The sequence below is a fragment of the Streptomyces venezuelae genome, assembly GCF_008642355.1.
In the GTDB taxonomy this organism is placed as follows: Bacteria; Actinomycetota; Actinomycetes; order Streptomycetales; family Streptomycetaceae; genus Streptomyces; species Streptomyces venezuelae_B.
The window spans coordinates 3,472,791-3,497,139 of sequence record NZ_CP029193.1 but is presented as its reverse complement, the minus strand read 5'-3'; the positions used below and the strand labels follow the sequence as shown (position 1 = coordinate 3,497,139).

20 protein-coding genes are annotated in these 24,349 nt (G+C 71.9%); 11 read left to right on the top strand and 9 right to left on the bottom strand.

The window, feature by feature from the left end; all coding sequences use genetic code 11:
* Together DEJ47_RS16130 and DEJ47_RS16125 are read left to right on the top strand one after the other, a co-directional pair.
* A complete protein-coding gene (locus DEJ47_RS16130; RefSeq protein WP_150169001.1) occupies window positions 1-657 on the top strand; it encodes a TetR/AcrR family transcriptional regulator in 657 nt (218 codons plus the stop codon).
* 120 nt (window positions 658-777) lie between these two features.
* The gene (locus tag DEJ47_RS16125; protein ID WP_150168999.1) at window positions 778-2,301 is read left to right on the top strand and encodes an MFS transporter; all 1,524 of its coding nucleotides are present in this window, start codon (window positions 778-780) and stop codon (window positions 2,299-2,301) included.
* Between the two features lie 28 nt (window positions 2,302-2,329).
* Here DEJ47_RS16125 and DEJ47_RS16120 read toward each other — a convergent pair whose 3' ends face one another.
* A complete protein-coding gene (locus tag DEJ47_RS16120) occupies window positions 2,330-2,845 on the bottom strand; it encodes a MarR family winged helix-turn-helix transcriptional regulator (protein WP_150168997.1) in 516 nt (171 codons plus the stop codon).
* Window positions 2,846-2,966: 121 nt separating this feature from the next.
* Here DEJ47_RS16120 and DEJ47_RS16115 point away from each other — a divergent pair, with 121 nt between their 5' ends.
* Complete coding sequence (locus DEJ47_RS16115; protein ID WP_161237925.1) at window positions 2,967-3,737, top strand: dioxygenase; 771 nt, start codon at window positions 2,967-2,969, stop codon at window positions 3,735-3,737.
* A gap of 74 nt (window positions 3,738-3,811) precedes the next feature.
* On the opposite strand, the gene DEJ47_RS16110 is transcribed toward DEJ47_RS16115, so the two are convergent.
* Entirely contained in the window at window positions 3,812-4,729 is a 918-nt protein-coding gene (locus DEJ47_RS16110; RefSeq protein ID WP_150168995.1) for a questin oxidase family protein, read from the bottom strand.
* Between the two features lie 465 nt (window positions 4,730-5,194).
* Here DEJ47_RS16110 and DEJ47_RS16105 point away from each other — a divergent pair, with 465 nt between their 5' ends.
* Window positions 5,195-6,196, top strand: a complete 1,002-nt coding sequence (locus DEJ47_RS16105; RefSeq protein WP_150168993.1) for an RNA polymerase sigma factor RpoD/SigA — start codon at window positions 5,195-5,197, stop codon at window positions 6,194-6,196.
* A 114-nt stretch (window positions 6,197-6,310) separates the two neighbouring features.
* Here the strand turns inward: DEJ47_RS16105 and DEJ47_RS16100 are convergent, their stop codons facing one another.
* Entirely contained in the window at window positions 6,311-7,315 is a 1,005-nt protein-coding gene (locus tag DEJ47_RS16100; protein ID WP_150168991.1) for a helix-turn-helix transcriptional regulator, read from the bottom strand.
* 62 nt (window positions 7,316-7,377) lie between these two features.
* On the opposite strand from DEJ47_RS16100, the gene DEJ47_RS16095 reads away from it, so the two are divergent.
* Window positions 7,378-8,895 (top strand): MFS transporter, encoded by a 1,518-nt coding sequence (locus DEJ47_RS16095; RefSeq protein ID WP_150168989.1) that lies wholly within the window; start codon window positions 7,378-7,380, stop codon window positions 8,893-8,895.
* Between the two features lie 137 nt (window positions 8,896-9,032).
* Here the strand turns inward: DEJ47_RS16095 and DEJ47_RS16090 are convergent, their stop codons facing one another.
* The gene (locus tag DEJ47_RS16090; protein WP_223828377.1) at window positions 9,033-10,286 is read right to left on the bottom strand and encodes an extracellular solute-binding protein; all 1,254 of its coding nucleotides are present in this window, start codon (window positions 10,284-10,286) and stop codon (window positions 9,033-9,035) included.
* A 148-nt stretch (window positions 10,287-10,434) separates the two neighbouring features.
* Between DEJ47_RS16090 and DEJ47_RS16085 the strand changes: the two genes are divergently transcribed.
* From DEJ47_RS16085 to DEJ47_RS16065, 5 genes are all read left to right on the top strand, one after another.
* Complete coding sequence (locus DEJ47_RS16085; RefSeq protein ID WP_150168985.1) at window positions 10,435-11,082, top strand: TetR/AcrR family transcriptional regulator; 648 nt, start codon at window positions 10,435-10,437, stop codon at window positions 11,080-11,082.
* Window positions 11,083-11,239: 157 nt separating this feature from the next.
* Complete coding sequence (locus tag DEJ47_RS16080; RefSeq protein ID WP_150168983.1) at window positions 11,240-12,001, top strand: DeoR/GlpR family DNA-binding transcription regulator; 762 nt, start codon at window positions 11,240-11,242, stop codon at window positions 11,999-12,001.
* A gap of 131 nt (window positions 12,002-12,132) precedes the next feature.
* Entirely contained in the window at window positions 12,133-13,080 is a 948-nt protein-coding gene (pfkB, locus tag DEJ47_RS16075; RefSeq protein ID WP_150175672.1) for a 1-phosphofructokinase, read from the top strand.
* A 67-nt stretch (window positions 13,081-13,147) separates the two neighbouring features.
* Entirely contained in the window at window positions 13,148-15,226 is a 2,079-nt protein-coding gene (locus DEJ47_RS16070) for a fructose-specific PTS transporter subunit EIIC (protein WP_150168981.1), read from the top strand.
* Between the two features lie 109 nt (window positions 15,227-15,335).
* A complete protein-coding gene (locus DEJ47_RS16065; protein WP_150168979.1) occupies window positions 15,336-15,614 on the top strand; it encodes a hypothetical protein in 279 nt (92 codons plus the stop codon).
* Window positions 15,615-15,650: 36 nt separating this feature from the next.
* On the opposite strand, the gene DEJ47_RS16060 is transcribed toward DEJ47_RS16065, so the two are convergent.
* From DEJ47_RS16060 to DEJ47_RS16040, 5 genes are all read right to left on the bottom strand, one after another.
* A complete protein-coding gene (locus DEJ47_RS16060) occupies window positions 15,651-16,427 on the bottom strand; it encodes a DUF6227 family protein (RefSeq protein WP_150168977.1) in 777 nt (258 codons plus the stop codon).
* Window positions 16,428-16,623: 196 nt separating this feature from the next.
* Entirely contained in the window at window positions 16,624-17,856 is a 1,233-nt protein-coding gene (locus tag DEJ47_RS16055) for an Ig-like domain-containing protein (protein ID WP_150168975.1), read from the bottom strand.
* Window positions 17,857-18,002: 146 nt separating this feature from the next.
* Window positions 18,003-19,076, bottom strand: coding sequence for a P1 family peptidase (locus DEJ47_RS16050; protein ID WP_150168973.1), 1,074 nt, complete (start codon window positions 19,074-19,076; stop codon window positions 18,003-18,005).
* Window positions 19,077-19,101: 25 nt separating this feature from the next.
* Window positions 19,102-20,307 (bottom strand): low temperature requirement protein A, encoded by a 1,206-nt coding sequence (locus DEJ47_RS16045; RefSeq protein ID WP_150168971.1) that lies wholly within the window; start codon window positions 20,305-20,307, stop codon window positions 19,102-19,104.
* 32 nt (window positions 20,308-20,339) lie between these two features.
* Window positions 20,340-21,065: a sirohydrochlorin chelatase gene (locus tag DEJ47_RS16040; protein WP_161237898.1), complete on the bottom strand. Its 726-nt coding sequence runs from the start codon at window positions 21,063-21,065 to the stop codon at window positions 20,340-20,342.
* A 422-nt stretch (window positions 21,066-21,487) separates the two neighbouring features.
* Between DEJ47_RS16040 and nirB the strand changes: the two genes are divergently transcribed.
* Window positions 21,488-24,244: a nitrite reductase large subunit NirB gene (gene nirB, locus DEJ47_RS16035; protein ID WP_150168967.1), complete on the top strand. Its 2,757-nt coding sequence runs from the start codon at window positions 21,488-21,490 to the stop codon at window positions 24,242-24,244.
* Window positions 24,245-24,349 lie beyond the last annotated feature (105 nt).

Below are 24,349 nucleotides of genomic sequence, written 5' to 3'. Positions count from 1 at the left end.
GTGGACACCGCCACCGCCCCGCAGCGCCGAGTCCCGCGACCGCGGGCCGACGCCCTGCGCAACCGGGAGCGGATCGTCGCCGCCGCACGCGAGATGTTCGTGGAGTACGGACCGGACGTACCCTTCGACGAGGTCGCGCGCAGGGCAGGCGTCGGCAACGCCACGGTCTACCGGCACTTCGCCGACCGCGCCGAACTGGTGCGGCAGGTCGTCCTGTACGTGACGGACCGCGTCGCGGCCCACGCCGAGCAGGGCATCGCCACGGCGAACGCCGACCCGAGCGCCTCGTTCGGCGCGCTGCGCACCTTCGTGCACGCCGCGGCCGAGGAGCGCATCGGGGCCATGTGCCCGATGCTGTCGGCCGACTTCGACCCCTTCCACCCCGACCTGCTCGACTCCCGCGAGCGGTTGGAGCAGTCCATCGAAGGCCTCATGGAGCGGGCTCGCGAGGCCGGCCAGCTGCGCACCGACATCGCCGTCGGTGACCTGATGGTCGCCCTCTCCCAGCTCACCCGGCCGCTCCCGGGCACGGCCTGCCCGAGCATGGACCGCTTCATCCACCGCCATCTGCAGCTGTTCCTCGACGGTCTGATGGCGCCCGCCCGGTCCGAGCTCCCGGGGGCGGCGGCGACGCTGGAGGACCTCCGGCAGCACTGACCCACGCCGCTCCACCGCGCTCTTCGCCGCACCTCACCGCCCGCCCCGCCTCCACAGTCCTTTACTCGTTACCTTTTCGTACCTTTTTCACCACTTTCGTACCGCTAGGTGGCTACCTCCATGTCTCAAACAGCCCTCAGGCCCGACACCGGGCCCGACGCCAACCGCTGGAAGGCGCTCGTCTTCATCGCGCTCGCCCAGCTGATGGTCGTCCTCGACGCGACCATCGTGAACATCGCGCTGCCCTCCGCGCAGGAGGACCTCGGCATATCCGACGGCAACCGCCAGTGGGTCATCACGGCCTACGCGCTCGCCTTCGGCGGTCTGCTGCTCTTCGGCGGCCGCATCGCCGACCTGTGGGGCCGCAAGCGCACCTTCGTGACCGGCCTGATCGGTTTCGCCGCGGCCTCCGCCCTCGGCGGCGCCGCGACCGGCGAAGCCATGATGCTGGGCGCCCGCGCCCTCCAGGGCGTGTTCGGCGCGCTGCTCGCGCCCGCCGCCCTCTCCCTGCTCGCGGTGATGTTCACCGACGCCAAGGAGCGCGCCAAGGCCTTCGGCATCTACGGCGCGATCGCCGGTGGCGGCGGCGCCGTCGGTCTGATCCTCGGCGGCTTCCTCACCGAGTACCTGAACTGGCGCTGGACCTTCTTCGTCAACATCCCGTTCGCGGTGATCGCCGCGCTCGGCGCGTACTTCGTCATCCGTGAGCCGGCCGGCGGCCGCAACCGCTCGCCGCTCGACATCCCCGGCGTGGTCCTGTCCACCCTCGGTCTGGTCGCGCTCGTCTACGGCTTCACCCGCGCCGAGTCCGACGGCTGGTCCGACGCCGTGACCGTGACGATGTTCGTCGCGTCCGTCGTGCTGCTCGCCGCGTTCGTCCTCACCGAGGCCAAGGTCAAGTCGCCGCTGCTGCCGCTGCGCGTCCTGACCGAGCGCAACCGCGGCGGTGTCTACCTGTCGCTCGGCCTCGCGGTCATCGCGATGTTCGGCCTGTTCCTGTTCCTCACGTACTACCTGCAGATCGTGAAGGGCTACTCGCCGGTCAAGACCGGCTTCGCGTTCCTGCCGATGATCGTCGGCATGATCACGGGCTCCACGCAGATCGGCGCCCGGCTGATGACCCGCGTCCCGCCGCGGCTGCTGATGGCCCCGGGCTTCCTGCTCGCGGCGGTCGGCATGCTGCTCCTGACGCAGCTGGAGATCGGCACCTCGTACGCCGGTCTGATCCTGCCCGCGCAGCTGATGCTGGGCCTCGGCATGGGTACGGCGTTCATGCCCGCCATGTCCCTGGCCACGCACGGCGTCGAGGCCCGTGACGCCGGTGTCGCCTCGGCGATGGTCAACACCTCGCAGCAGGTGGGCGGCGCCATCGGCACGGCCCTCCTGAACACCATCGCGGCCTCGGCCACCACCGCGTACCTCACGGACCACGCGGCCGGCGCCACCAACCCGAAGCTCCTCCAGGCGCAGGCCATGGTCGAGGGCTACACCAGCGCCATCTGGTGGGCGGTCGGGATCCTGGTGGTCTCCGCGCTGATCGCGGCCACGTTCATCACCACCGGCCACCAGGGCGGCACGTCGGCGTCCGCCGACTCGTCGGACGGGGCCGAGGACGAGGTCAAGATCCCGGTGATGGCCCACTGACCCGGGCCACGCGGGCCCCGGTCGGCACCTAGCGGAGCCAGGGGAGGTCCGCCCCGGCCTCCTCGGGCTGAAGTCCCTCGGCGACGATCTTCATGATCTCGCCGAGGGACTTCTGCTGTTCCGGGGTGAGCCGGTCGAAGAGGGCCTGGCGGACGGCGGTGACATGGCCGGGAGCGGTTCGGCGGAGCACCTCGAACCCGTCGTCGGTCAGGATCGCGAGCTGCCCGCGCTTGTCGGACGGGCAGTCCTCGCGGCGCACCCAGCCGCTCTTCTCCAGGCGTGCGATCGCGTGCGAGAGACGGGACCGGGTGATCTTCATCGTCTTGGCCAGCTCGGTCATCCGCAGCCGCCGCCTGGGGGCGTCGGACAACTGGACCAACAGGCCGTAGTACATGTGGGGCATGCCCGCGTCGCGCTGCAACTGACGGTCGAGGAAATCGTCGAGAAGGGTCGTCGCCTGAAGGTAGACCCGCCAGACGCACTGCTCGTCGCCGTCCAGCCAGCGCGGCTCGCCGGCCGGGGGAGGGGTCGCTGCCGTATCCATGTACCCCACTGTACGAGGTCGTTCCTTGAACTTTGAACAAACCATCCGTACGATGGCGAGTGGAAAACTTGAGCTTTCAAGTAACTAAGTGACTGTTCGGTTCGCTCGCCGGAGGTGCGCGATGTCCCGCATGCCCGCCCTGTATCTCAGCCACGGTGCCCCGCCGCTCGCCGACGACCCCGTCTGGCCCGGCGAGCTGGCCGCCTGGTCCGCGGGACTGCCGCGCCCGAAGGCGATCCTCATGGTCTCCGCCCACTGGGAAGAGGCCCCGCTCGCTCTCTCCGCCACCGAGACGCTGCCCCTCGTGTACGACTTCTGGGGCTTCCCCGAGCACTACTACCAGGTGACGTACGCCGCGCCCGGCGCCCCCGGACTCGCCGCCTCCGTACGGAAGCTGCTGCACGCGCCCGGTACGCCCGTCCAGGACGTGCCGGACCGCGGGCTCGACCACGGCGCGTACGTCCCCCTCGTGGAGATGTACCCGGACGCCGACATCCCCGTCCTCCAGATCTCCCTGCCGACCCTCGACCCGCGCCGCCTCATGGACATCGGCCGCAAGCTGGCGCCACTGCGCGACGAGGGCGTCCTGATCGTCGGCAGCGGCTTCTTCACGCACAACCTGGCCGCGCTGCGGCAGGGCGGCATCCCGTCCTGGTCGGCGGAGTTCGACGCGTGGGGACACGAGGCGCTGGAGGCGGGCGACGTGGACGCGCTGCTCGACTTCGGGCACAAGTCCCCGGCGGGGCAGCTCGCCCATCCGCGCACGGAGCACTTCGCGCCGCTGTTCGTCACGCTGGGCGCGGCGGACGCGGCAGGTGAGCTGAAGCGGCAGCGGAGCGTGATCGACGGGTTCTGGATGGGGCTGGCGAAGAGGTCGGTGCAGTTCGGCTGAGGGGGGGTGCCCCTGAAAGGGGCGCGGGGAACTGCGCGCGACCAGCCACGCCCGACCCGCGGACGAAGCCCGCCTCAGCCGAGCGGCACGCTGAGCTCGACCGCCCGCAGAACCGCCCCCAGCGCCCGCTGATCACCGACGTCCAACGCCGTGTCCGCGAACTTGATCACGTGTTCGTCCCCATGCGCGAGCGCCCGCGCGAAAACCTCCTCGGCATCGAGGTCACCGACCGGCTCGTACGCCACCGGCTCGTCCGGCGCGTACATGGCCGTCACCGCCGCCGACGCCGTCCACGCGGCGTGCAGGCTCGGCACCCACAGGGCGCGGGGGAGCGCGGGCAGGGCGCGCAGCACGGCGTTGGGCGCGGTCGCCGCGTGCACCAGCATCGTCTCGTCGCCGTGGCCGTGCGTGGCGTACCGGTGCGTGGCCGCCCGCACGAGCTCGGCCAGCCCGCGCCGCGCCTCGTCCGGGTCGTCCACGGCGGCGGCCCACGCCGGGAGCCCCTCGACCCGTGCGAGCCGCGCGGCCGAGTAGCCGAGGCCGTGGGCGAGCTCCGCGAGGCGGGGCCCGTCCTGCGGCCCGCCCGCCTCCAGCGTGCGCACCGCGTGACCGACCCGGATCACGGGGTGTGTGGAGCCGCCGTACAGACCGGGCAGCAGCCGCGGCCACCACCGGGCGAGCACATCGCGCCAGGGCCGCTCGGCGACCTGGCGCTCGAAGTACGCGATCCAGTCCGCCGCGCGCCGCGGGTCACCCAGCGCCGCGGACCGGTTCACCTCGGTGACCGGCTCCACGGGGGCGGGAAACTCCTCCAGTTTCGGGGCGTAGAGATCGAGCCACCGGTGGACGGCACCGGCCTGCCCGCGCGCGGTGAGCGCCTCGACGGCCATCGGGGCGTGATTGGTGAGCCGGCCGAGCCGCTCGGGCCCGGTGCCGTGCAGCCGCTCCAGGGCTTCGTCGAGGGCGCCTGTGGTGTCGCTCCTGTGATTCATGGGGGGACGGTAGGCGGCTGCCCCGGCGGTGGGTAACGGTCCCGGGTCCTCGGCCCCGGGGCCGAGGACATGACGACCCGGTCCGATCGGACATGAGTACTTGGCGCGTAACGGAGCACACGATCAGGGCGGAGAGCGGAGGACCGGACTCGAGCGCTCTGAGCAACCAACAGGGTGCGCGGGTCGTCTTCACGAGAGAAGAGCAGCCAACGGCGCCGTGTCTTCCGGCAGGAATCGGCCCTCGAAGCCCGGCCTGACCTGCGTCTCCGAGCCCTCAGAGGGCACCAGGGCGCCCGTGCGGCGCCACAGGGTACTGCACCGTCAAGAAAAAAGATGCGCGGCTTGGGAATTCTGTCCGGATTCCAGTCGTTGTTTCCATCGGATGCAGGGCACCCGAGGGTGTGCCATCCACCACAGAGGCCCCAGGAGTGGGCCGACCAGGACAACCATCGCAAGGGAGCACGCATGGCAACCCGTGCCGTCGCCCGTCGTAAGTCCGCCGTCTCCGGCGAGACCGACGCGGCTCGCAGTGTTCGCGCCGTAGGCGGGGAGATCGCCGACCGCGACCTGGTCGGCATGTACCTCGACGAGATCGCGCGTACGCCGCTGCTGGACGCCGCCAAGGAAGTGGAGCTGTCCCAGGTCATCGAGGCGGGCGTCTATGCCCGGAAGATCCTGGACGGAGAGGTCGAGGACAGCAGGGTCACCGCGGACCGCGAGGAACTCGAGGCCCTCGTCGCCGACGGAGAGCGCGCCAAGGACGTCTTCATCCGCTCGAACCTCCGCCTGGTCGTCGCGGTCGCCCGCCGCTATCCGCGCAGCGGCCTCCCCCTCCTCGACCTGATCCAGGAGGGCAACGCGGGCCTGGTTCGCGCGGTCGAGAAGTTCGACTACGCGAAGGGCTTCAAGTTCTCCACGTACGCCACGTGGTGGATCCGCCAGGCCATCACCCGCTCCATCGCCGACCAGTCCCGCACGATCCGCCTCCCCGTCCACCTGGTGGAGGAGCTGGGCCGGATCCGCCGTGTGCAGCGCGAGTTCAACCGTGAGAACGGCCGCGACCCGGAGCCCGCGGAGATCGCCGCGGAGCTGTCCTCGACGCCCGAGCGCGTGACGGACGTCCTGGACTGGGCGCGCGACCCCGTCTCGCTGAACATGGGCGTGGACGACGAGGGCGACACGCAGTTCGGCGACCTCCTGGAGGACACGTCCGCGGTCTCGCCCGAGCAGTCCGTCCTCTCGCTGCTCCGCAGCGAGGAGCTCGACGGTCTCATCGGCCGCCTGGACCAGCGCACGGCCTCCATCATCAAGATGCGGTACGGCATCGACGACGGCCGTGAGCGCACGCTGACGGAGGTCGGCAAGGAGCACGGGCTCACGCGTGAGCGGATCCGCCAGATAGAGAAGCACGCGCTCCTGGAGCTGAAGAAGCTGGCGCGGGACACGGGCTTCGACGCGGCGGCCTAGGCGAGGGCCTGGGCGGCAGGCCCTGGGCGGTGCACTCGCCGGGGCCCCGATGCCGTTTCCCGGCACCGGGGCGGTGGCCTCGCGGTCACGCTTCGGGTCAGGTCGTGGATCGGTTCAGGCGACGGAGCGGGTCAGGCGTGCGCCCATCTCCCGCACGCACTCCACCAGCTCCCCCGGCCCCCGCACGCTGAAGTCGCAGTCCAGGACCGCCAGCCGCACCGCCAGCCACTCGACCGAGTCCGACGTCTCGCAGCGCAGGCGGCAGCTGTGCTCGTCCACCGGCTGGACGGGACCCAGCGCCGACGGCAGCCGCGCCGTGACGAACTCGGCGGGCGCCGCGAAGGTGACGTCCAGTGCGTACGAGCGCTGACGCCCGCGCCACATCGACTCGCGGATGAACGTCGCCGCGTCCCCCTGCGGCAGCTCCCGCGGCGCGAACCGCGCGCCCGTCGCGAACGGCTCGGAAACCCGGTCGACGCGGAAGGTCCGCCAGTCCTCGCGGTCGATGTCGTACGCCACGAGGTACCAGCGGCGCCCCGTCGACACCAGCCGGTACGGCTCCGTGAGCCGCCGGGACTCCGTGCCGTCCCCCGCGCGGTAGGCGAACCGCAGCCGCTCGTGCCCGGCCGCGGCGGAGGCCATCACCGTCAGCGTCTCCGGCGCGATACTCGCCCCGTCCCCGCTGGTCAGCGGCGTCGTCGCGATCTGCAGCGCGGAGACCCGGTGCCGCAGCCGTCCCGGAAGCACCTGCTCCAGTTTGGCGAGCGCCCGCACCGACGCCTCCTCCACACCCTCCACCGCGTGCCCCGCCCCGGCCCGCAGCCCCACCGCGATGGCCACCGCCTCCTCGTCGTCCAGGACCAGCGGCGGCATCGCCTTGCCCGCGACCAGGCGGTAGCCACCGGCCGCGCCCTGGCTCGCCCGCACCGGATAGCCGAGGTCCCGCAGCCGGTCGATGTCCCGCCGCACCGTACGCCTGCTGACCCCGAGGCGCTCGGAGAGCTCGGCGCCCGGCCACTCGCGGGGCGTCTGCAGGAGGGAGAGGAGCTGGAAGAGCCGGGCCGGAGTGTCGGCCCCACCCGTGCCCGATGTCGTCGTGCCGTCCGCATCCGTCGTCATGCCGACCAGGATGCCGGAGAACTAGGACATGAGCTGACCTATATGACCTCTAGCCTTGCGGCATGACTTCACCCAGCACCACATCCGCTCCCGGGACACCGGTGGCCGCCGGCGACCGGCGGCGTTGGTTCGCCCTGGCCATCGTGATGACGGCCGCCTTCATGGACCTCGTCGACGTCACGATCGTCAACATCGCCATACCGTCGATCCAGCGTGACGCGGGCGCCTCGTTCAGCCAGATCCAGTGGATCACCGCGGGCTACTCGCTCGCCTTCGCCGCCGGACTCGTCACCGGCGGGCGACTCGGCGACATCCACGGCCGCAAGCGGATCTTCCTCATAGGCATCACCGGGTTCACCGTCGCCTCCGCGCTCTGCGGCTTCGCGGCGAACCCGGAGATGCTGGTCGCGTCGCGCATCCTCCAGGGCGGCATGGCCGCGCTGATGGTGCCGCAGGTGCTGTCGATCGTGCACGCGACCTTCCCGGCCCACGAGCGGGGCAAGGTCTTCGGCCTCTTCGGCATGATCGTCGGACTCGGCGCGGTCTCCGGACCGCTGCTCGGCGCGCTGCTCACCGAGTGGAACATCTTCGGCCTGGAGTGGCGGCCGATCTTCCTCATCAACCTGCCGGTCGGTATCGCGGGCATCATCCTCGGCCGTAAGTTCATCAGCGAGTCCAAGGCGCCGCGCGCCCTCAAGCTGGACCTCGTCGGCGTCGTCCTGGTCACCGCCGGTCTGCTGATGCTGCTCTACCCGCTCACCCGAGGCCGCGAGCTGTCCTGGCCGACCTGGGGTTACGCGATGATGGCCGGGTCCCTCGTCGTCTTCGGCGCACTCATCGCGTACGAGAAGAGGAAGGCCGCGAAGGACGGTTCGCCGCTCGTCGAGCTGTCCCTGTTCAAGGTGAAGAGCTTCGCGGCGGGCATCGCCGTGCAGACGGTCTTCGGCATCACGCTGGGCATCTTCTTCCTCGTCTGGACGCTCTACATGCAGGTCGGCCTCGGCTGGAGCGCGCTGCGCGCCGGTCTGACGGGTGTGCCGTTCTCGATCGCCGTCTCGGCGGCGGCCGGCATCTCCGTGCAGAAGCTGGTGCCCCGTTTCGGCCGCAAGGTGCTGCAGACCGGTGCCGTCGCGATGGCCGCGGGCGTCCTGATCTACATCTGGGAGGCCGGACGGTACGGGGCGGACATCGCGCCCTGGCAGATGGCGCTCCCGCTGGTCGTGATGGGCATCGGCATGGGCCTGATCGTGGCCCCGCTCACGGACGCGGTCCTCTCCGAAGTCCCCCAGGAGCACGCGGGTTCGGCCTCCGGACTCATCAACACCGTGCAGCAGATGGGTACGGCGCTCGGCCTCGGCCTCGTGTCGGTGGTCTTCTTCGGGGTCATCGACGAGCACGTACGGCCGGAACGGATCCCGGCGGAGTTCGTGGACGGTTTCCAGAACGCGCTGTGGTGGGTGGCGGGCGTGCTCGCCGTCATCTTCCTGGTGATGTTCGCCCTGCCGGCGAAGCCGAAGCAGCATGTGGAGGGCGGCGCGACGGACGCGACCGTTCCGGAGAAGGAGCCGGCGCTGACGTAATGAGCGCCGGCCATACGCGTCCCCCCGCCCCCCCCGGACAGCCCAGGGGTGCGGGGCCGTGACGATCTGCGGCTCCGCCGCGGGGCGCGATCAGCCACAGCGGACCCGCAGCCACGAACCGACCGACCAGCGGAGCGCTAAAGCTCCGCTTGGGCCGCCACCGCGTCAAGGCCTTCCAGGACCTCCTCGGGGTTGCCGCCCTTGACCACGCCCTCGCCGATACGGCGCCGCACCGCGTTACGAACCTCGGGCCAAGACCTGAGATTCGTAGGCTGGAACTGCGCCTCCGGCATCTGATCGATGAAGTCCCACATCGGCCGTTGCTTCGGATCCTTCCGCAGCGCGTCCGACGCGGAACTCGTCACGGGGAGAGCGGACTGGCTCCCGCCGTACGCGAGGGCGGACTTGCGCCCGTACAGGTAGCTCAGGAACGTCCCGCACTGCTCGCGCCGCCCGTTCTGCTTGAACGCCATCAGCCAGTCGTTGAGCCCCACGGGCGGCGCGGCGCCGCCCAGCTTCCGGGGGAACGGGGCGTGCGCGTAGGGGAACTCGGCCTGATCCGCCGCGCCCATCAGGACCGGGTGGGCGATCAGCATGCCGATCTTCCCGCGCAGGAACTGGGCGTACGCGTCCGTCCTCGTCAGCGACTTCGGGTCGGGGCCCGCGAGGCCGCGCGTCACGAGGTTGTCGCGCAGCCAGGTGAGCGTGTCGATGTTGCTGGGGTTGGCGAAGTCGTAGCCGGTGAGGCCCGCGTAGCCGCCGCCGTCCGCGAGCAGCCAGGCCAGCACCTCGTCCTCGGCGGCCTCCGGACCGAGCTGGAGCCCGTACGGGGTGGGCACGCCGATCGCCTTCAACGCCACGGCCGCGTCGCGCAGTTCGGCCCAGGAGCGGGGCGCCTTGACGCGGGCCTGCTTGAACAGCGCCTTGTTGTAGAAGAGCCGTGGGGTGCTGGCCAGGAACGGCAGCCCGTACTGGACGCGGTCGACCATGCCGGCCTCCGCGTAGGAGCGGATGAAGTCCCCCTCGGTACGCACGTCGAACAGGTCGGACGCGCCGTACAGCCTGCCGTCCTCGGCGTACGGCGCGAAGAGGTTGGACTGGGCGATGTCGGGGGCGTCGCCGTCCTTCACGCGCCGGGCCAGGGTCTGGTCGAGCTTGGCGAAGGGGACGCGTTCGAGGTCGACGCCGATGCCCGGGTGGGCCTTCTCGAAGGCGCCGATGAGGCTGCCCCACTGGTCGCCGATGGAGGAGCCCACGCTCTTGTCGTAGCTGGCCACGAGGAGCTTGAGCGGGGTGTCGGTCTCCGCGGAACAGGCGCTGAGGCCGGCGGCGCCGAGCGCGGTGGCGCCGGTGAGCCCGGCCGTGTGGAGGAGGAACTGCCGACGACGCACCGCTGATTGCCACCCTCTGCTTGTCCGCGCGCATCCGACGACGGCGAGCAGCCTCGTCGATGCGCCTCTGGCGGTGGCAGATTCTGCCATACGGGCAGTAAGTGCCGACGAGGCCGTGTCGGCGAGTGGCTCGCATAACCTGCCTGGCATGCCTGACATGCCTCCCGTTTCGCTCACGGAGCGACGCAAGAACGAGACCCGCCTGGACATCGCCCGTACAGCGGCGGCGCTCTTCGTGGCGGACGGGCTGCGGGCCACCCGCGCCGAGGACATCGCGCGGGCGGCGGGCGTCGCGCCGCGCACGTTCTACCGCTACTTCCCGACCAAGGAGGAGTCCGTCGCACCGCTCTTCGCCGCGGGCGCGCAGCAGTGGGCGGAGGCGGTGCGTGCGGCACCGGCGGAGCTGTCCGTTCCGGACGCACTGCGGCACGCGGTCCGGGAGGCGCTCGGGGCGGAGACCGCGGGGGCCGTGGAGTCCCTGGAGTGGGTGCGGTCGCTGCTGCGCATGTCGGTGGAGAGCGCGGCGCTGCGGGCGGTGTGGGCGGACGCCTGCCACGCGTCGGAGCAGACACTGCTGGAGGTGCTCGGGGAGCGGGCGGCGCTCGGGGAGCGGGTGGGGCCCGGGAGGCAGGCGGGCGCCGCGCGCTCCCTCGATCTGCGGCTCGCGGCGGCGGTCGCGAGTGCGGCGGTGCGGGTGGGGGTGGAGACCTGGGCGGAGGACGCCTCGGGGGGTGACGGTCCGGCCGCGCTCGCCGAGCGCTGTCTCGCGGCGCTGGAGGCGTTTCCCTGGCCGTAGGCCGGTGGCCGGTGGCGGCGGGGCCCAAAGCACCATCACGTCGGGACTGAAGTCCGTTTGTGTCCGAGTCACGCCCGAGTCTGTTTACTTCGCGGGAACCCAGCCGTACTCTCGTGGTGAAACCACAGGCTCGGGCATGCGGCGGAGGCAAACGGACATGTACGCACCGGAGCGGCAGCAGGAGATCCTGCGGCTCGCACGCGACGGCGGACGCGTCGACGTCCTGTCGCTCGCCGAGGAGTTCCAGGTCACCGCGGAGACCATCCGGCGCGACCTGAAGGCCCTCGACCGGGCCGGACTCGTGCGCCGCGTGCACGGCGGTGCCATACCGGCAGGGCGCCTCGACTTCGAGCCGGATCTCGCCGAGCGCGAGGGCACCGCCGCCGACGAGAAGGACCGCATCGCCCGCGCCGGGCTCGCCGAACTGCCCGCCGAGGGCAGCGTCGTCCTCGACGCGGGCTCGACCGTCGCGCGGCTCGCGGCGGCGCTTCCCCTGGCGTCGACGCTCACGGTCGTCACGCACAGCCTGCCCACGGCCGCCCGCCTCGCCGACCACCCCGGCATCCAGCTCCACCTCGTCGGCGGCAGGGTCCGGCAGCGCACGCGCGCGGCCGTCGACGCGTGGGCCCTGCGGGCGTACGGCGAGATCCGCGCCGACGTCCTGTTCCTCGCCGCCAACGGCTTCTCCGCGGAGGCGGGGCTGACCACCCCCGACCTGGCCGAGGCGGCCGTGAAGCGGGCGGCCGTCGCGGCGGCTCGCCGGGTCGTGCTGCTCGCGGACTCCGCCAAGCACGGCCAGGAGCACTTCGCGCGCTTCGGCGACCTCGCCGACGTGGACCTGCTGATCACCGACACCGGCCTGACCGACGACGACGCCGCAACGATCGAACGCGGCGGCACGGAAGTAGTACGAGCGTGAGCAAAGAAGCAGCGGCTCCGCGCACGAGCAAGGAAGCAGCCGGTACGAGCGTGAGCAAGGAAGCAGCCAGTACGAGCGTGAGCAAGGAAGCAGCCAGTACGAGCGTGAGCAAGGAAGCAGCCGTTACGAGCATGATCCTCACCGTCACCCCCAATCCCTCCCTCGACCGCACCTACGAGGTGCCCGCGCTCGACCGCGGCGAGGTCGTCCGCGCCACCGGCGAGCGCGTGGACCCGGGAGGCAAGGGGGTCAACGTCTCGCGGGCCGTCGCGGCGGCGGGCGTGAAGACCGTCGCCGTACTGCCGCTCGGCGGGGCGCCCGGCGCGCTCGTCGCCCAACTCCTCGACGACCAGGGCATCGAAGCCGCCCCGGTACCGGTGTCCGGGCAGACGCGTTCCAACATCGCGGTCGCGGAACCCGACGGCACGCTCACGAAGATCAACGCCCCCGGCCCCGAACTCTCCGACGCGGAGCGGGAACTGCTGCTCGCCACCGTCGGCGAGCGGTCGCGGGGCGCCGACTGGATCGCCTGCTGCGGGAGCCTGCCGCGTGGCCTGAAGCCGTCCTGGTACGCGGAGCTCGTGGCCCGCGCGCACGCGGCGGGCGCCCGGATCGCCCTGGACACGTCGGGGCCCGCGCTGCTCGCCGCGCTCGCCGAACGCCCCGACGTCGTCAAGCCCAACGTCGAGGAACTCGCCGAGGCGGTGGGCCGTCCCCTCGCCACGGTCGGCGACGCGGTCGCAGCCGCCGAAGAGCTGCGGAAGGCGGGCGCCCACGCGGTCCTCGCCAGCCTCGGCGCCGACGGCCAGCTCCTCGTCGACGCGTCCGGCACGTACTTCGCGAGCGCCCCCGTCGCCGCCGTACGCAGCAACGTCGGGGCCGGCGACTCCTCCCTCGCCGGATTCCTCGTCGCCGGCGGCTCGGGGCCCCGCGCCCTGGCCTCCGCCGTCGCCCACGGCGCGGCCGCGGTCCAGCTCCCCGGCAGCGCGATGCCGAGCCCGGCGGACCTCGCGCCGGACGCGGTCACGGTGACGTCGGAGGTCCCGCTGAGCCGCGTACTGACGGAGCCCGCCACATGAACCCCCCTGCCGCCGTCCCCTCAACAGCCCCAGCCCACCGGGCGATACGCGTGCGAAGGAGCCCGCGATGAGTGAGATGATCACCGCGGATCTGGTCGACCTCGATCTCGACCTGTCCGCCGACACCAAGGAAGCGGCGTCCCGCGCGCTCGCCGAACGGATGGTGGCCCTCGGCCGTGTGACCGACCTCGACGGGTTCCTGGCCGACGTCGCGGCCCGCGAGGCACAGATGCCGACCGGCCTGGACGGCGGCATCGGCATCCCGCACTGTCGCAGCGCGCACGTCACCGAGCCGACCCTCGCCTTCGGCCGCTCGGCGCGCGGCATCGACTTCGGCGCGCCGGACGGACCCGCCGACCTGATCTTCCTGATCGCGGCCCCGGCGGGCGCGGACGACGCCCACCTGACGATCCTGTCGTCGCTCGCCCGGCAGCTGATGGACGCGGAGTTCACCGGAGCACTGCGGTCCGCTTCGACGGCGGCGGAGGCGGCGGCGTTGATCCGCGGCGAGGACACCGAAGCCGCCGCCCCTGAAGCCCCCATCGCCTCTGAAGCCCCCATCGTCCCTGATGCCCCCGGCGCCCCTGAAGCCTCCACTGCCTCTGACGCCCCCGCCGCTCCCGAAGCCCCCGCCGCCCCTGGGGACAGCAGTTCCGGCAGCCCAGACGAACCCTTCCGTGTCGTCGCCGTCACCTCCTGCCCCACCGGCATCGCCCACACCTACATGGCCGCCGAGTCGCTGGAGAACGCCGCGCGTGAGGCGGGCGTGGAGATCACCGTCGAGACGCAGGGCTCGGCGGGCTTCACCCGGCTCGACCCCGCGGTGATCGCCGCCGCGGACGGCGTGGTCTTCGCCCACGACGTCCCCGTACGCGACAAGGACCGCTTCGCCGGGAAGCCCACCGTCGACGTGGGCGTGAAGGCGGGCATCAACCGTCCCGCGGAACTCCTCGCCGAGGTACGGGAGAAGGCCGAGCGCGGCGAGACGAGCGCCCCCGCGGGCCCCACGCCCGTCGACAACGCCGGTGACAGCGGCGACGGCTACGGCACCAAGCTCCGCAAGTGGCTCATGTCCGGCGTCAGTTACATGGTGCCGTTCGTGGCCGCGGGCGGCCTGCTCATCGCCCTGGGATTCGCCATCGGCGGCTGGAAGATCGACAAGGCGCCGTCGGTCGCCGAGCACTTCATCTGGACGGACCACACCAGCTGGGCCGCGCTGCTCTTCCAGATCGGCGGCCTCGCCTTCGCCTTCCTCGTCCCGGTCCTCGCGGGCTACATCGCCTACGGCATGGCCGACCGGCCCGGCCTCGTCCCCGGCTTCGTCGGCGGTTCGGTCGCCGTCACCATCGACGCCGGTTTCCTCGGTGGTCTCGCCGCGGGCCTCCTCGCGGGCGCCGTCGTCATGGGCATCCAACGGGTCCGCATCCCGGCCGTGTTGCGCGGCATCATGCCGGTCGTGGTGATCCCGCTGATCTCGTCGGCGGTCGTCGGCTTCCTGATGTTCCTCGTCGTCGGCAAGCCCATCGCCTCGCTGCAGAGCGCGCTGACCGACTGGCTCGAAGGCCTCTCCGGGGCCAACGCCGTCATCCTGGGCGTCATCCTCGGCCTGATGATGTGCTTCGACCTCGGCGGCCCGCTGAACAAGGTGGCCTACGCCTTCGCGGTCGGCGGCCTCGCCCACCCGACCGACGGCAGCCTCAAGGTCATGGCCGCGGCGATGGCGGCCGGCATGGTCCCGCCGCTCGCGATGGCGCTCGCCACGACGGTCCGCGGCCGCCTCTTCACCAAGACCGAGCGCGAGAACGGCAAGGCGGCGTGGTTCCTCGGCGCCTCCTTCATCACGGAGGGCGCGATCCCGTTCGCCGCCGCCGACCCGCTGCGCGTCATCCCCGCGTCGATGGCGGGCGGCGCGGTCACCGGCGCCCTGTCGATGGCGTTCGGCTGCACGCTGCGCGCCCCGCACGGCGGTGTCTTCGTGGTCCCGCTGATCGGCCGGCCGTTCCTCTACCTGGTCGCGATCGCCGCCGGCGTCTGTGTGTCGACGGCCGTGGTGCTCCTGCTGAAGGGGGCCAGGAAGACGACGCCTTCCGGCCAGGCGGCCGACGAGACGTCGCCGGTGGAGAAGCGGACGCCGACGACGGTCTGAACGCCCGTGCGGGGCAACGGGTCCCGGAGTGTGCGACTTGCGTCACTTCGGGACCTAAGTCCTATTCCCCCCTGTCGAAAGACCCCACCCCTGTTGTCTACTGGGCCGCATGCTCCAGGATGTCTCGATCGTTCAGCAGATAGGCGTGGCCGTCCTCGCCGTGGCGACCGTCGTCTGGGCCGTCGGCCTGGTGCGGATGATGCGCAAGGATCGCTTCGGGGACCGATTCGAGGGCCGCTTGGACGCCGAGGGGTGGGGGCAGGCACCGTCGCTCCGCGCGCTGCCCGCCCAGCAGGGTCCGCCGTGCACGGAGACCGTGGAGCTGTCGGCGGACGAGCGCGCCGCGTTCGCCGTTCTCGTGCGCCAGTTCGGCGAGGGCCGCCCGTAGCGGCGAGCCGCGAGCAGCAGGAGCCGCGAGCCCCCGTCAGCTACGGGCCCGTCGCTCCCGGGTCCACGCGCGGGCCCTGCGCTCCATCGCGGCGCGGGCCGCCTCCTCGGTGTCGTACACCTCGCACATGTGCCGACCGTCGGGCGTGAGCGTGTGCTCGACCTCCCAGAGGCTGGTCTCGCCGCCGTCGAAGAGCAGGAACGCGTGCTCGTAGAGCGAGAAGCACATGCGTACTTCACCGGCGAGCTGCGGGCGGCCGAAGGCCTGGGTGATCTGGTGCGCGAACGCGGCACGGAGCAGCCGCGCGACGCTCTTGCCCGGCCGGTCGCCGTCCGGGTTCTCCGCGCGGCGCAGGAGCCGACGCGCGTGGTCCGCGGAGTCGTCCGGAACATACACGTGGCGGGGCTCCGGGTCGGGCGGCAGCTCGACGAGCACGGGTCGGCCGCACGAGGGCGGGTCGGGCGGCAGCGGCAGGCGCGACGTGGCGACGCCCGCCTCCTCCTCGTCGGCGTAGAGCTCGTGCGTGGGGGCGCTGCCCGGCGCGGTGTTGTGGACGAGCTCCCAGAGCGTGAGCACGGACGCGTCGGCGAGCAGCCAGGTGTGTCTGAACGTCTCGCGGTGCAGCCCGGAGCTGTGGTGGGCGGAGTGCAGCGCGCTGTCGTGCGCGAGCGCGGTGCCGAGCCGGACCAGCACCTCGTCCGGCAGGTCGAAAGAGTTCATGGCACGGCCGAGGAGTCGCTCGAGATGCTCCTCCGGAGAGTGTGGCTCGGGCGACTCGGGTGGCTCGTACGCAGTGTCGTACGGAACGCTCAAGGCTTTCTCCCGGCGTTGCTACATGTCACCTGGTGAGTGCATACCGTAGCCCCTGGGTCCGACATCATGCCCGGGAACCGGAAAACGCGCGAGCACGAAGCCCGGGAATCGGAAAACGCGCGAGCCACGCGGGGAAGTTCCCACGTGGCTCGCTCAGTTGGTACGCGGCGCGCAGGCGCCGCAGGGGGCGCGTGCGTCAGGTCGCGCTGCCCGCCGTCCACTCACTCCAGGACATGTTCCAGCCGTTGAGGCCGTTGTCCGGGGCGATGGTCTTGTCGGGGGAGCCCTTGACCGTCACGACGTCGCCGATCAGCGAGTTGTTGTAGAACCAGGCGCCCTGCGTGTTGGGGTCGCCCGCGCCGCGCGCGTCCTGGAGGCCGACGCAGCCGTGGCTGGTGTTGGCGCTGCCGAAGATCGAGGGCGAGCCCCAGTAGTTGCCGTGGATGAAGGTGCCCGACGTGGACAGCCGCATGGCGTGCGGCACGTCCTTGATGTCGTACTCGCCGCCGAAGCCGACCGTGTCACCGTTCATACGGGTCTGGGTGAACTTCTCCGAGATGACCATCTTGCCGTTGTACGTCGGGTTCGACGGGCTGCCCGCGGAGATCGGAACGGTCTTGATGACCTTGCCGTCCCGCTCGACCGTCATCTTCTTGGCCTGCACGTCGACCGTGGAGACCTGCGCGCGGCCGACGGTGAAGGTGACCGTCTTGTTCTGCACGCCGGTGACGCCGTCCGCGCCCTTCACGCCGTCCAGGTTGATCTTCATGGTGACCTTGGAGCCGGCCTTCCAGTAGTCCTCGGGACGGAAGTCCAGGCGCTGGTTGCCGAACCAGTGGCCGACGACCTTCTGGCCGCTGTCGGACGTCACCGTGATGTGCGACTGGACGTCCTTCTTCTCCGTGATCGCCTTGTCGAAGTTGAAGGAGACCGGCATGCCGACGCCTACCTTGGCGCCGCCGTCGGGCGTGTAGGTGCCGATGAAGCTGTTGGCGGAGGAGACCGTGGTGAACGTGGCGTTCTCGGTCGCCGCGTTGCCCTTGGCGTCCTTGGCGTTCGCCGTCACCTTGTACTTCGTGCCGCGCTCCAGCTGCGCCTTCGGCTTCCAGGACGTGCCGTCGCCGGAGATGGTGCCCTCGACAGCGGCGCCGGACGTCACCGACGTCATCTTCACGTCGGTCAGCTCGCCGTTCTTGACCTTGACGCCGGTGGCGTTGATCGAGGCGTCGGTGGCCCCGTCCTTGGACGAGATGGTGATGTCGGCGCCCTTGGCCGCCGCCGAGTTGCCGCTCTTCTTGTCGTCGTTGGCGTCGGCGTCGCCACCGCAGGCCGTGAGGGTCAGCGCGCCCACGGCGGCGAGCGCGGTGGCGGCCAGCAGGGCACGGCGCCGGGGGTTGACTATGACCGACCTTGTCACGGGCTGCTCCAAGTACGTGTTCTGACTCAGTACGAGTTAAGAGCGGCCTGTGCCGGGAACGGTTGCGAGCGGACTGTGTGAGTGTGAGCACATTCGGAGAGCCCAACACCGCCCCCACAGCGACGATTTGGGCGACTTGCGCCCATTGTTCCGCCGTCCTACCGCTTGCCGTACAGACCGACGTACGAGGGGAAGATCCCGCCCGGCGTCTCCACCGGGTCGGCCGCCAGCATCGCCCGGGTGATCGCCTCCGTCACCAGGTCCGCGCCCGCGGCGAGGATCTCGTTGAGGGCGAGCGGGTTGCCGGTGTCCAGGGCGCGGTCCCCGGTCGCGAGGGTGAAGACCGTGTCGCCGTCGTTGAGGAGGTGGACGGGCCGCACCGCGCGCGCCATGCCGTCGTGCGACGTGCCCGCCAGTTTCTGCGCCTGCGCCTTGGTGAGTTCGGCGTCCGTGGCGACCACGGCGAGGGTCGTGTTCAGCGGCGGCGGCCCGTTGTGGGCAGCGGTCTCGGCGAGCCGCCGGGTCGCCTCCGCATGCACCTCGGGCGCGGGGACGTTCACGCGCTGTCCGCTGAAGTACTGCCCGTACAACACCCCCGTCCCCGGATCCACCGCTGACCCCGCGGCGTTCGCCACGGCCAGCGCGGCGACCGTGATCCCCGAGTCCAGCCGCACGCTCGCGCTGCCGACCCCACCCTTGAACCTGCCGACCAGCGCACCCGTCCCCGCGCCCACGTTGCCCTCCACGACCGGCGTGAACGGCTCCGTGCGTGCGGCGTCCTCGACGGCGGCCCGGCCCGTCGCCGCGTCGGGGCGGGCCCCGAAGTCGCCGCCGCGGCCCAGGTCGAAGACGCATGCGACCGGGACGACGGGGACGACATGGGTGGGGTCGGGACCCACCCGCACGCCCCGCCCTCGCTCCTCCAGCCACGCCACGACACCGGACGCGGCGTCAAGCCCGTACGCACTGCCGCCCGTCAGGACCACCGCCTCGACGCGCTGCACCAGATTGCGCGGGTCGAGGGCGTCCGTCTCGCGCGTACCGGGTCCGCCGCCGCGCACGTCCACGGCGGCGACGGCCCCGCCCTCGGGGGCGAGGACCACGGTGGTGCCGGTGAGCCGGCCGCCGCCGGTCCGCGTGGCATGGCCGACCCGCAGGCCGGCGACATCGGTCAGGGAGTCGGACAGCGGCCGGAGCGCGGCTCCGGCCGGGCCGGCGGAAGCAGAAGTCATGAAGCAGGCGTACCACGCCCCGCCCTCACGAGCGCCGCGCCATCCGGGTGGTGAGTGTCACCCCCGTCGCGACGGTCGCCGCGGTGACGAGTCCCGCCACCAGCACCGCCCAGCGGCCCGCGAACGTACTCGCGAGCACCGCCAACGCGCTGACCGGCAGCACCAGTTGCTGCGCCAGCCCCACCTTGTAGTAACGGGAGTGGAGTGCCCAGACCGTGATCAGGTAGAGCGCCGTCGGCACGGTCACCGCGGCGGACGCCGCCACCGTCGAGATGTGCGCCTTGCCCACGGCCTGCTCGACCGCCACCTCGATCCCGGCCCCGATCGCCGCGGCGGCGCCCAGGATCACGTAGTGGCCGTATCCCCACAGGAACGCCTGACGGTTGCTCCGCAGGCGGCCGTGGATGGGTACGACGAAGTAGATCCACCACGCGGCGAACACGATGAGCAGGCCGCCCGCCGCGATCGGGAGCAACTCGTCCAGCGCGTCGTTCTCCTCGATGCCCGACTTCACCGCGACGGTCGCCGCCGCGATGGTCTCGCCGAGCACGATGATGGTGAACAGGCCGTACCGCTCCGAGATGTGATGCGGGTGCCAGGCCGTCGTGTACGCGCGCTCCGCGATCACCGGCACACACATCTCCGCGACCGCCATCACCAGGAACAGCCAGGGCCTGCCGCCCTCCGGCAGGAACAGCAGCCCCGTCCAGCCGACCTGGCAGATCAGCACGCCCGCCGCGTACCGCAGGGCAGTCCCGCGCTCGGCGCCCGTCGCGGCACGGGCGACCCGCAGCCACTGCGAGGTGAGGGCGATCCGCATGATCAGGTAGCCGAGCCAGACAAGGAGGAAGTCGTGCTCCTCGAAGGCCCGCGAGACCCCGGCGGCGAAGACCAGCACACCGGCGATCTGGATCAGCGTCACCACGCGGTACAGCGCGTCGTCGTTGTCGTACGCCGAGGCGAACCAGGAGAAGTTGACCCATGCCCAGAACATCGCGAAGAAGACCATCGCGTAGTTGAGGACGCCCTCGCCCGCGTGCCCCTCGGCGACGGCATGCACCAGCTCGGCACCGGCCTGGGCGACCGCCACGACGAAGCACAGGTCGAAGAAGAGCTCCAGCGGAGTCGCCGCGCGGTGCTCCTCGTCGCGGCCCCGGGCCAGCAGCGGCCGCAGGGGTTTGGGTGGGGTGGGCGAGGCGGGTGAGGCGGGCGAGGCGGGTGAGCTTGTCATGCTCCCCAGGACAGCAGAGGGCGTACGCCGAATCAGGCTGCGGCGCCGAACCGCACGACAGGGCCACCCGGGCGATGCAAAGCCGCCTCGTACCGACGCAGGACCAGTCCGGCGATCTCCGGATGATCGGCGATCGGGTCGGCCACCGCGTCGGCCCCGGCCCCGGCGAGCGCCGCCGTGAATCGCCCCGGCGCCAGCAGATGCGCGGCCACCGCCACCTTCCGGTACCCGGCACCCCGCAGCCGCGCCACCGCCTCCGCGACGGTGGGCCCGGCCGACGAGCAGTACGCCCCGCACACCGGCACCCCGCGCAGCAACCGCCGCAGCTGCCGGACGGCGATCCGCGCCCCGCCGTTCCCCCCGGGCCGCGACGAACCCGCCGCAGCGAGAACCACGGCGTCGGCCCGCACGCCCGCGCGCCGTTCCGCCTCGTGCAGCCGGTCGCGCAGCGCGAGCGCGACGGCACGGTCACCGCTGAGCCCGTCGGTGAGCACGCAGCGCCCTTCGTGGCTGCGGACGACGGCGGGGATGTCGACCGTGCGGTGGTAACCGTCACCGAGCAGGAGAGGCACGACGACGGCGCCGTCCCGCAGCGCTTCGGTGAGGGACGGATTCTGGTGGTCGAGGTGCCCGAGGACGGGACGCACCCCACCCAGCTCCTCGACCCGGTCGCAGAGCCGCCCCAGAGCGGACGCGGCACCGGGCACGGAACTGCCGTGCACGGCGAGCACCAGCGAGGGAACACGCTCGAGCCGCACTGCCGCAGACGCGGGCCGCGCTGTGTCAGGCCGCGCTGTGCCAGGCCGCGCTGTGCCAGGTCGCACTGTGTCGGGTCGCACCGTCCACCCCACCCGGAGCCGGAGTACCCGGAGCCGGAGAACTCAGGACCACGGCGAGCAGGCCCGGGGCGGGACAGTGGTGTCGCCGCACTCCCGCCCCGGAAACCGCATCGCGCCGGGCTGCGGTGGTGGTCGGGAGGCAGCCCGTCGCCCACGACGCTATGCCCGCGCCCGACGGACCGGCGCCGCCAAAAGCCCCTTCCATTAGGGCCGTTGGGCCCAACCGATCGGGACCTTGGCGGTCGGGTGCCGCACCGCCACCGGCCTACCGTCGGAGGGAAGATCCCCTCCCCGGGACCGACCGGCAGGGGATTCCCTCTGCGCGACGGAGTGTGACTCCCATGACCCAGAACCTGGTGCTCATCGGCCACGGAATGGTGGGGCACCGATTCCTGGAGACACTCGCGGAGCGTGGCGCGCTGGCCGACCCCGCGGCCCCGGGCAGCCCGGGATGGCGGGTGACCGTGCTCGCGGAGGAGGACAGGCCCGCTTACGACCGGGTCCACCTCTCCTCCGCGTTCACCGGCGCCACCGACGCTGAACTCGCCCTGTGCGACGCCGGGTTCCCCGCCCGCCACGGCATCGACCTGCGGCTCGGTGACCCCGCCGAGCACATCGACACCACGGCCCGCACGGTCACCACGACCTCCGGCGCCACCGTCCCGTACGACGTCCTGGTCATCGCCACCGGCTCCTACCCCTTCGTGCCGCCCGTGCAGGGCGCCGACGCGACCGGCTGTTTCACCTACCGCACCCTGTACGACGTCGAGACCCTCTCCGCGTACGCCTCCGCCGAGCACCGGACCACCGGCGTCGTCATCGGCGGCGGACTTCTCGGCCTGGAGGCCGCAGGCGCCCTGCGCACCCTCGGCCTCCGCACCCACGTCGTCGAGTTCGCACCCCGGCTCATGCCCCTCCAGGTCGACGACGGGGGCGCCGCGGCCCTGCGGGCCACCATCGAGTCGATGGGCGTGTCCGTGCACACCGGCGTCGGGGCGAGCCGGGTCGACACGGACGACGACGGGGCCGTGCGCGCGGTGCGCCTGAGCGACGGCCGCAGTCTGGACGCCGACGTCGTCGTCTTCTCCGCCGGCGTGCGCCCCCGGGACCGCCTCGCCCGCGAGGCGGGTCTGGTCGTGGGGGACCGGGGCGGCATCGTCGTCGACGAGCACTGCCGCACCACCGACCCCTGCGTCTACGCCATCGGCGAGTGCGCCCAGGGCGCCGACGGACGCGTCTACGGCCTGGTCGCCCCCGGCTACCGGATGGCCGAGGCCGCCGCCGACGCTCTCGCCGGGGACGGCACCACCGTTTTCACCGGGGCCGACACCTCCACCAAGCTGAAGCTGATGGGAGCCGACGTCGCGTCCTTCGGCGACCCGTTCGCCCCCGAGGGAGCGGAGGGCGGCGCCGTCTCCGTCGTCTTCTCCGACACCCGCGAAGGCGTCTACAAGAAGCTGCTGCTCGGACCGGAGGGGCAGCTGCTCGGCGGCATCCTCGTCGGCGACGCCGAGGCCTACGGCACCCTCGTGCCGCACGCGGGCCGCCCCCTGCCCGCACCTCCCGAGGCGTACGTCCTGCCCGCCGCGGGCGTCGAACTCCCGGGGGCCGACGCCCTGCCCGACGACGCCGTCGTCTGCAGCTGTCACAACGTCACCAAGGGAGCCGTCCGCGCGGCCGTCGCCGAGAACTCCCTCACCGACATCGGCGGCATCAAGCGGTGCACCAAGGCCGGTACCGGTTGCGGTGGCTGCCTCTCCACCCTGCAGTCCGTGCTCGACGCGGAGCTCGCCGCCACCGGGGTCGAGCGGCCGAAGGGACTGTGCGAACACTTCGCGCTGACCCGCGCCGAGATCTACGAGACCGTCCGCACCGAACACCTCCGTTCCTTCGGCGAGCTGATGCGCAAGCACGGCCTGGGCGGCGAGGGCTGCGCCGTCTGCAAGCCCGTCGTCGGGAACGTCCTCGGCACCCTCGCACCCGAACTCGGCCTCGGCCACATCCTCGACGGCGAGCAGGCCGCGCTCCAGGACTCCAACGACGTCTTCCTCGCCAACCTCCAGAAGGACGGCACCTACTCCGTCGTCCCGCGCGTCCCCGGCGGCGAGATCACCCCCGCCCAGCTCATCGCGATCGGCGAGGTCGCCCGTGACTTCGACCTCTACACGAAGATCACGGGCGGTCAGCGCATCGACCTCTTCGGCGCCCGCGCGGACCAGCTCCCCGCGATCTGGCGGCGCCTGGTCGCCGTCGGTCTGGAGTCCGGCCACGCCTACGGGAAGTCCCTGCGCACCGTGAAGTCCTGCGTCGGTGCCAAGTTCTGCCGGTTCGGGCAGGGCGACTCCGTGCAGCTCGCGATCGACCTGGAGCTGCGCTACCGCGGCCTGCGCACCCCGCACAAGATCAAGGGCGGTGTCTCCGGCTGTCTGCGCGAGTGCGCCGAGGCCCGCGGCAAGGACATCGGCGTCATCGCCACCGCCAACGGCTGGAACCTCTACGTCGGCGGCAACGGCGGCGCCCGGCCGCGCCACGCCGACCTCCTCGCCGCCGACCTGTCGACCGCCGAACTCCTCCGCCTCGTCGACCGCTTCCTCATGTACTACCTGCGCACCGGCGAGCGCCTGGAGCGCACCGCTCCGTGGTGCGAGCGCATCGGCGGCCTCGACCACCTGAAGGCCGTCCTGATCGACGACTCGCTGGGCATCTGCGGCGAACTGGAGGCCCAGATGGAGCGCCACGCGACGGCCTACCGCGACGAGTGGCAGGCGGTCCTCGCGGACCCGCGGGCGCTCGCCCGCTTCGAGCAGCACCTCGCGCAACCGTCTCCCGAGTTCCTGGAGCCGGGCCGCGGCCGGGCGGCGGTGCTGCCCGACGGCACCGAGGTCGCGCTGTTCAAGGACGGCGAAGGACGGGTGTACGCCGTCGGCAACCGCGACCCGTTCTCCGGGGCAGACGTGATCGCCCACGGCATCCTCGGCACCCGCGGAGGCCGCACCGTCGTGGCGTCCCCGATGTACAAGCAGGAGTTCGACCTGCGAACCGGGGAGTGCGTGGACGACCCGTCGGTCCGGCTGCCGGTCCACGAGCTGCCCGGATAGGAGCTGCCCGGATACGAACGGTCGGCCCACGAGGTCTGAAGTCCTCCCGCTTTCCCGGACTTCGACCCGGTCGGGAGGTGTCCTCCGCCTCTGCTCCCGACCGCC

Bases quoted from the DNA above. Each gene is read 5' to 3' on its own strand.
- DEJ47_RS16125 (WP_150168999.1), top strand. From the start codon at position 778: ATGTCTCAAACAGCCCTCAGGCCCGACACCGGGCCCGACGCCAACCGC.
- DEJ47_RS16120 (WP_150168997.1), bottom strand. From the start codon at position 2,845: ATGGATACGGCAGCGACCCCTCCCCCGGCCGGCGAGCCGCGCTGGCTG.
- DEJ47_RS16115 (WP_161237925.1), top strand. From the start codon at position 2,967: ATGTCCCGCATGCCCGCCCTGTATCTCAGCCACGGTGCCCCGCCGCTC.
- DEJ47_RS16110 (WP_150168995.1), bottom strand. From the start codon at position 4,729: ATGAATCACAGGAGCGACACCACAGGCGCCCTCGACGAAGCCCTGGAG.
- DEJ47_RS16105 (WP_150168993.1), top strand. From the start codon at position 5,195: ATGGCAACCCGTGCCGTCGCCCGTCGTAAGTCCGCCGTCTCCGGCGAG.
- DEJ47_RS16100 (WP_150168991.1), bottom strand. From the start codon at position 7,315: ATGACGACGGATGCGGACGGCACGACGACATCGGGCACGGGTGGGGCC.
- DEJ47_RS16095 (WP_150168989.1), top strand. From the start codon at position 7,378: ATGACTTCACCCAGCACCACATCCGCTCCCGGGACACCGGTGGCCGCC.
- DEJ47_RS16085 (WP_150168985.1), top strand. From the start codon at position 10,435: ATGCCTGACATGCCTCCCGTTTCGCTCACGGAGCGACGCAAGAACGAG.
- DEJ47_RS16080 (WP_150168983.1), top strand. From the start codon at position 11,240: ATGTACGCACCGGAGCGGCAGCAGGAGATCCTGCGGCTCGCACGCGAC.
- pfkB (WP_150175672.1), top strand. From the start codon at position 12,133: ATGATCCTCACCGTCACCCCCAATCCCTCCCTCGACCGCACCTACGAG.
- DEJ47_RS16070 (WP_150168981.1), top strand. From the start codon at position 13,148: ATGAGTGAGATGATCACCGCGGATCTGGTCGACCTCGATCTCGACCTG.
- DEJ47_RS16065 (WP_150168979.1), top strand. From the start codon at position 15,336: ATGCTCCAGGATGTCTCGATCGTTCAGCAGATAGGCGTGGCCGTCCTC.
- DEJ47_RS16050 (WP_150168973.1), bottom strand. From the start codon at position 19,076: ATGACTTCTGCTTCCGCCGGCCCGGCCGGAGCCGCGCTCCGGCCGCTG.
- DEJ47_RS16045 (WP_150168971.1), bottom strand. From the start codon at position 20,307: ATGACAAGCTCACCCGCCTCGCCCGCCTCACCCGCCTCGCCCACCCCA.
- nirB (WP_150168967.1), top strand. From the start codon at position 21,488: ATGACCCAGAACCTGGTGCTCATCGGCCACGGAATGGTGGGGCACCGA.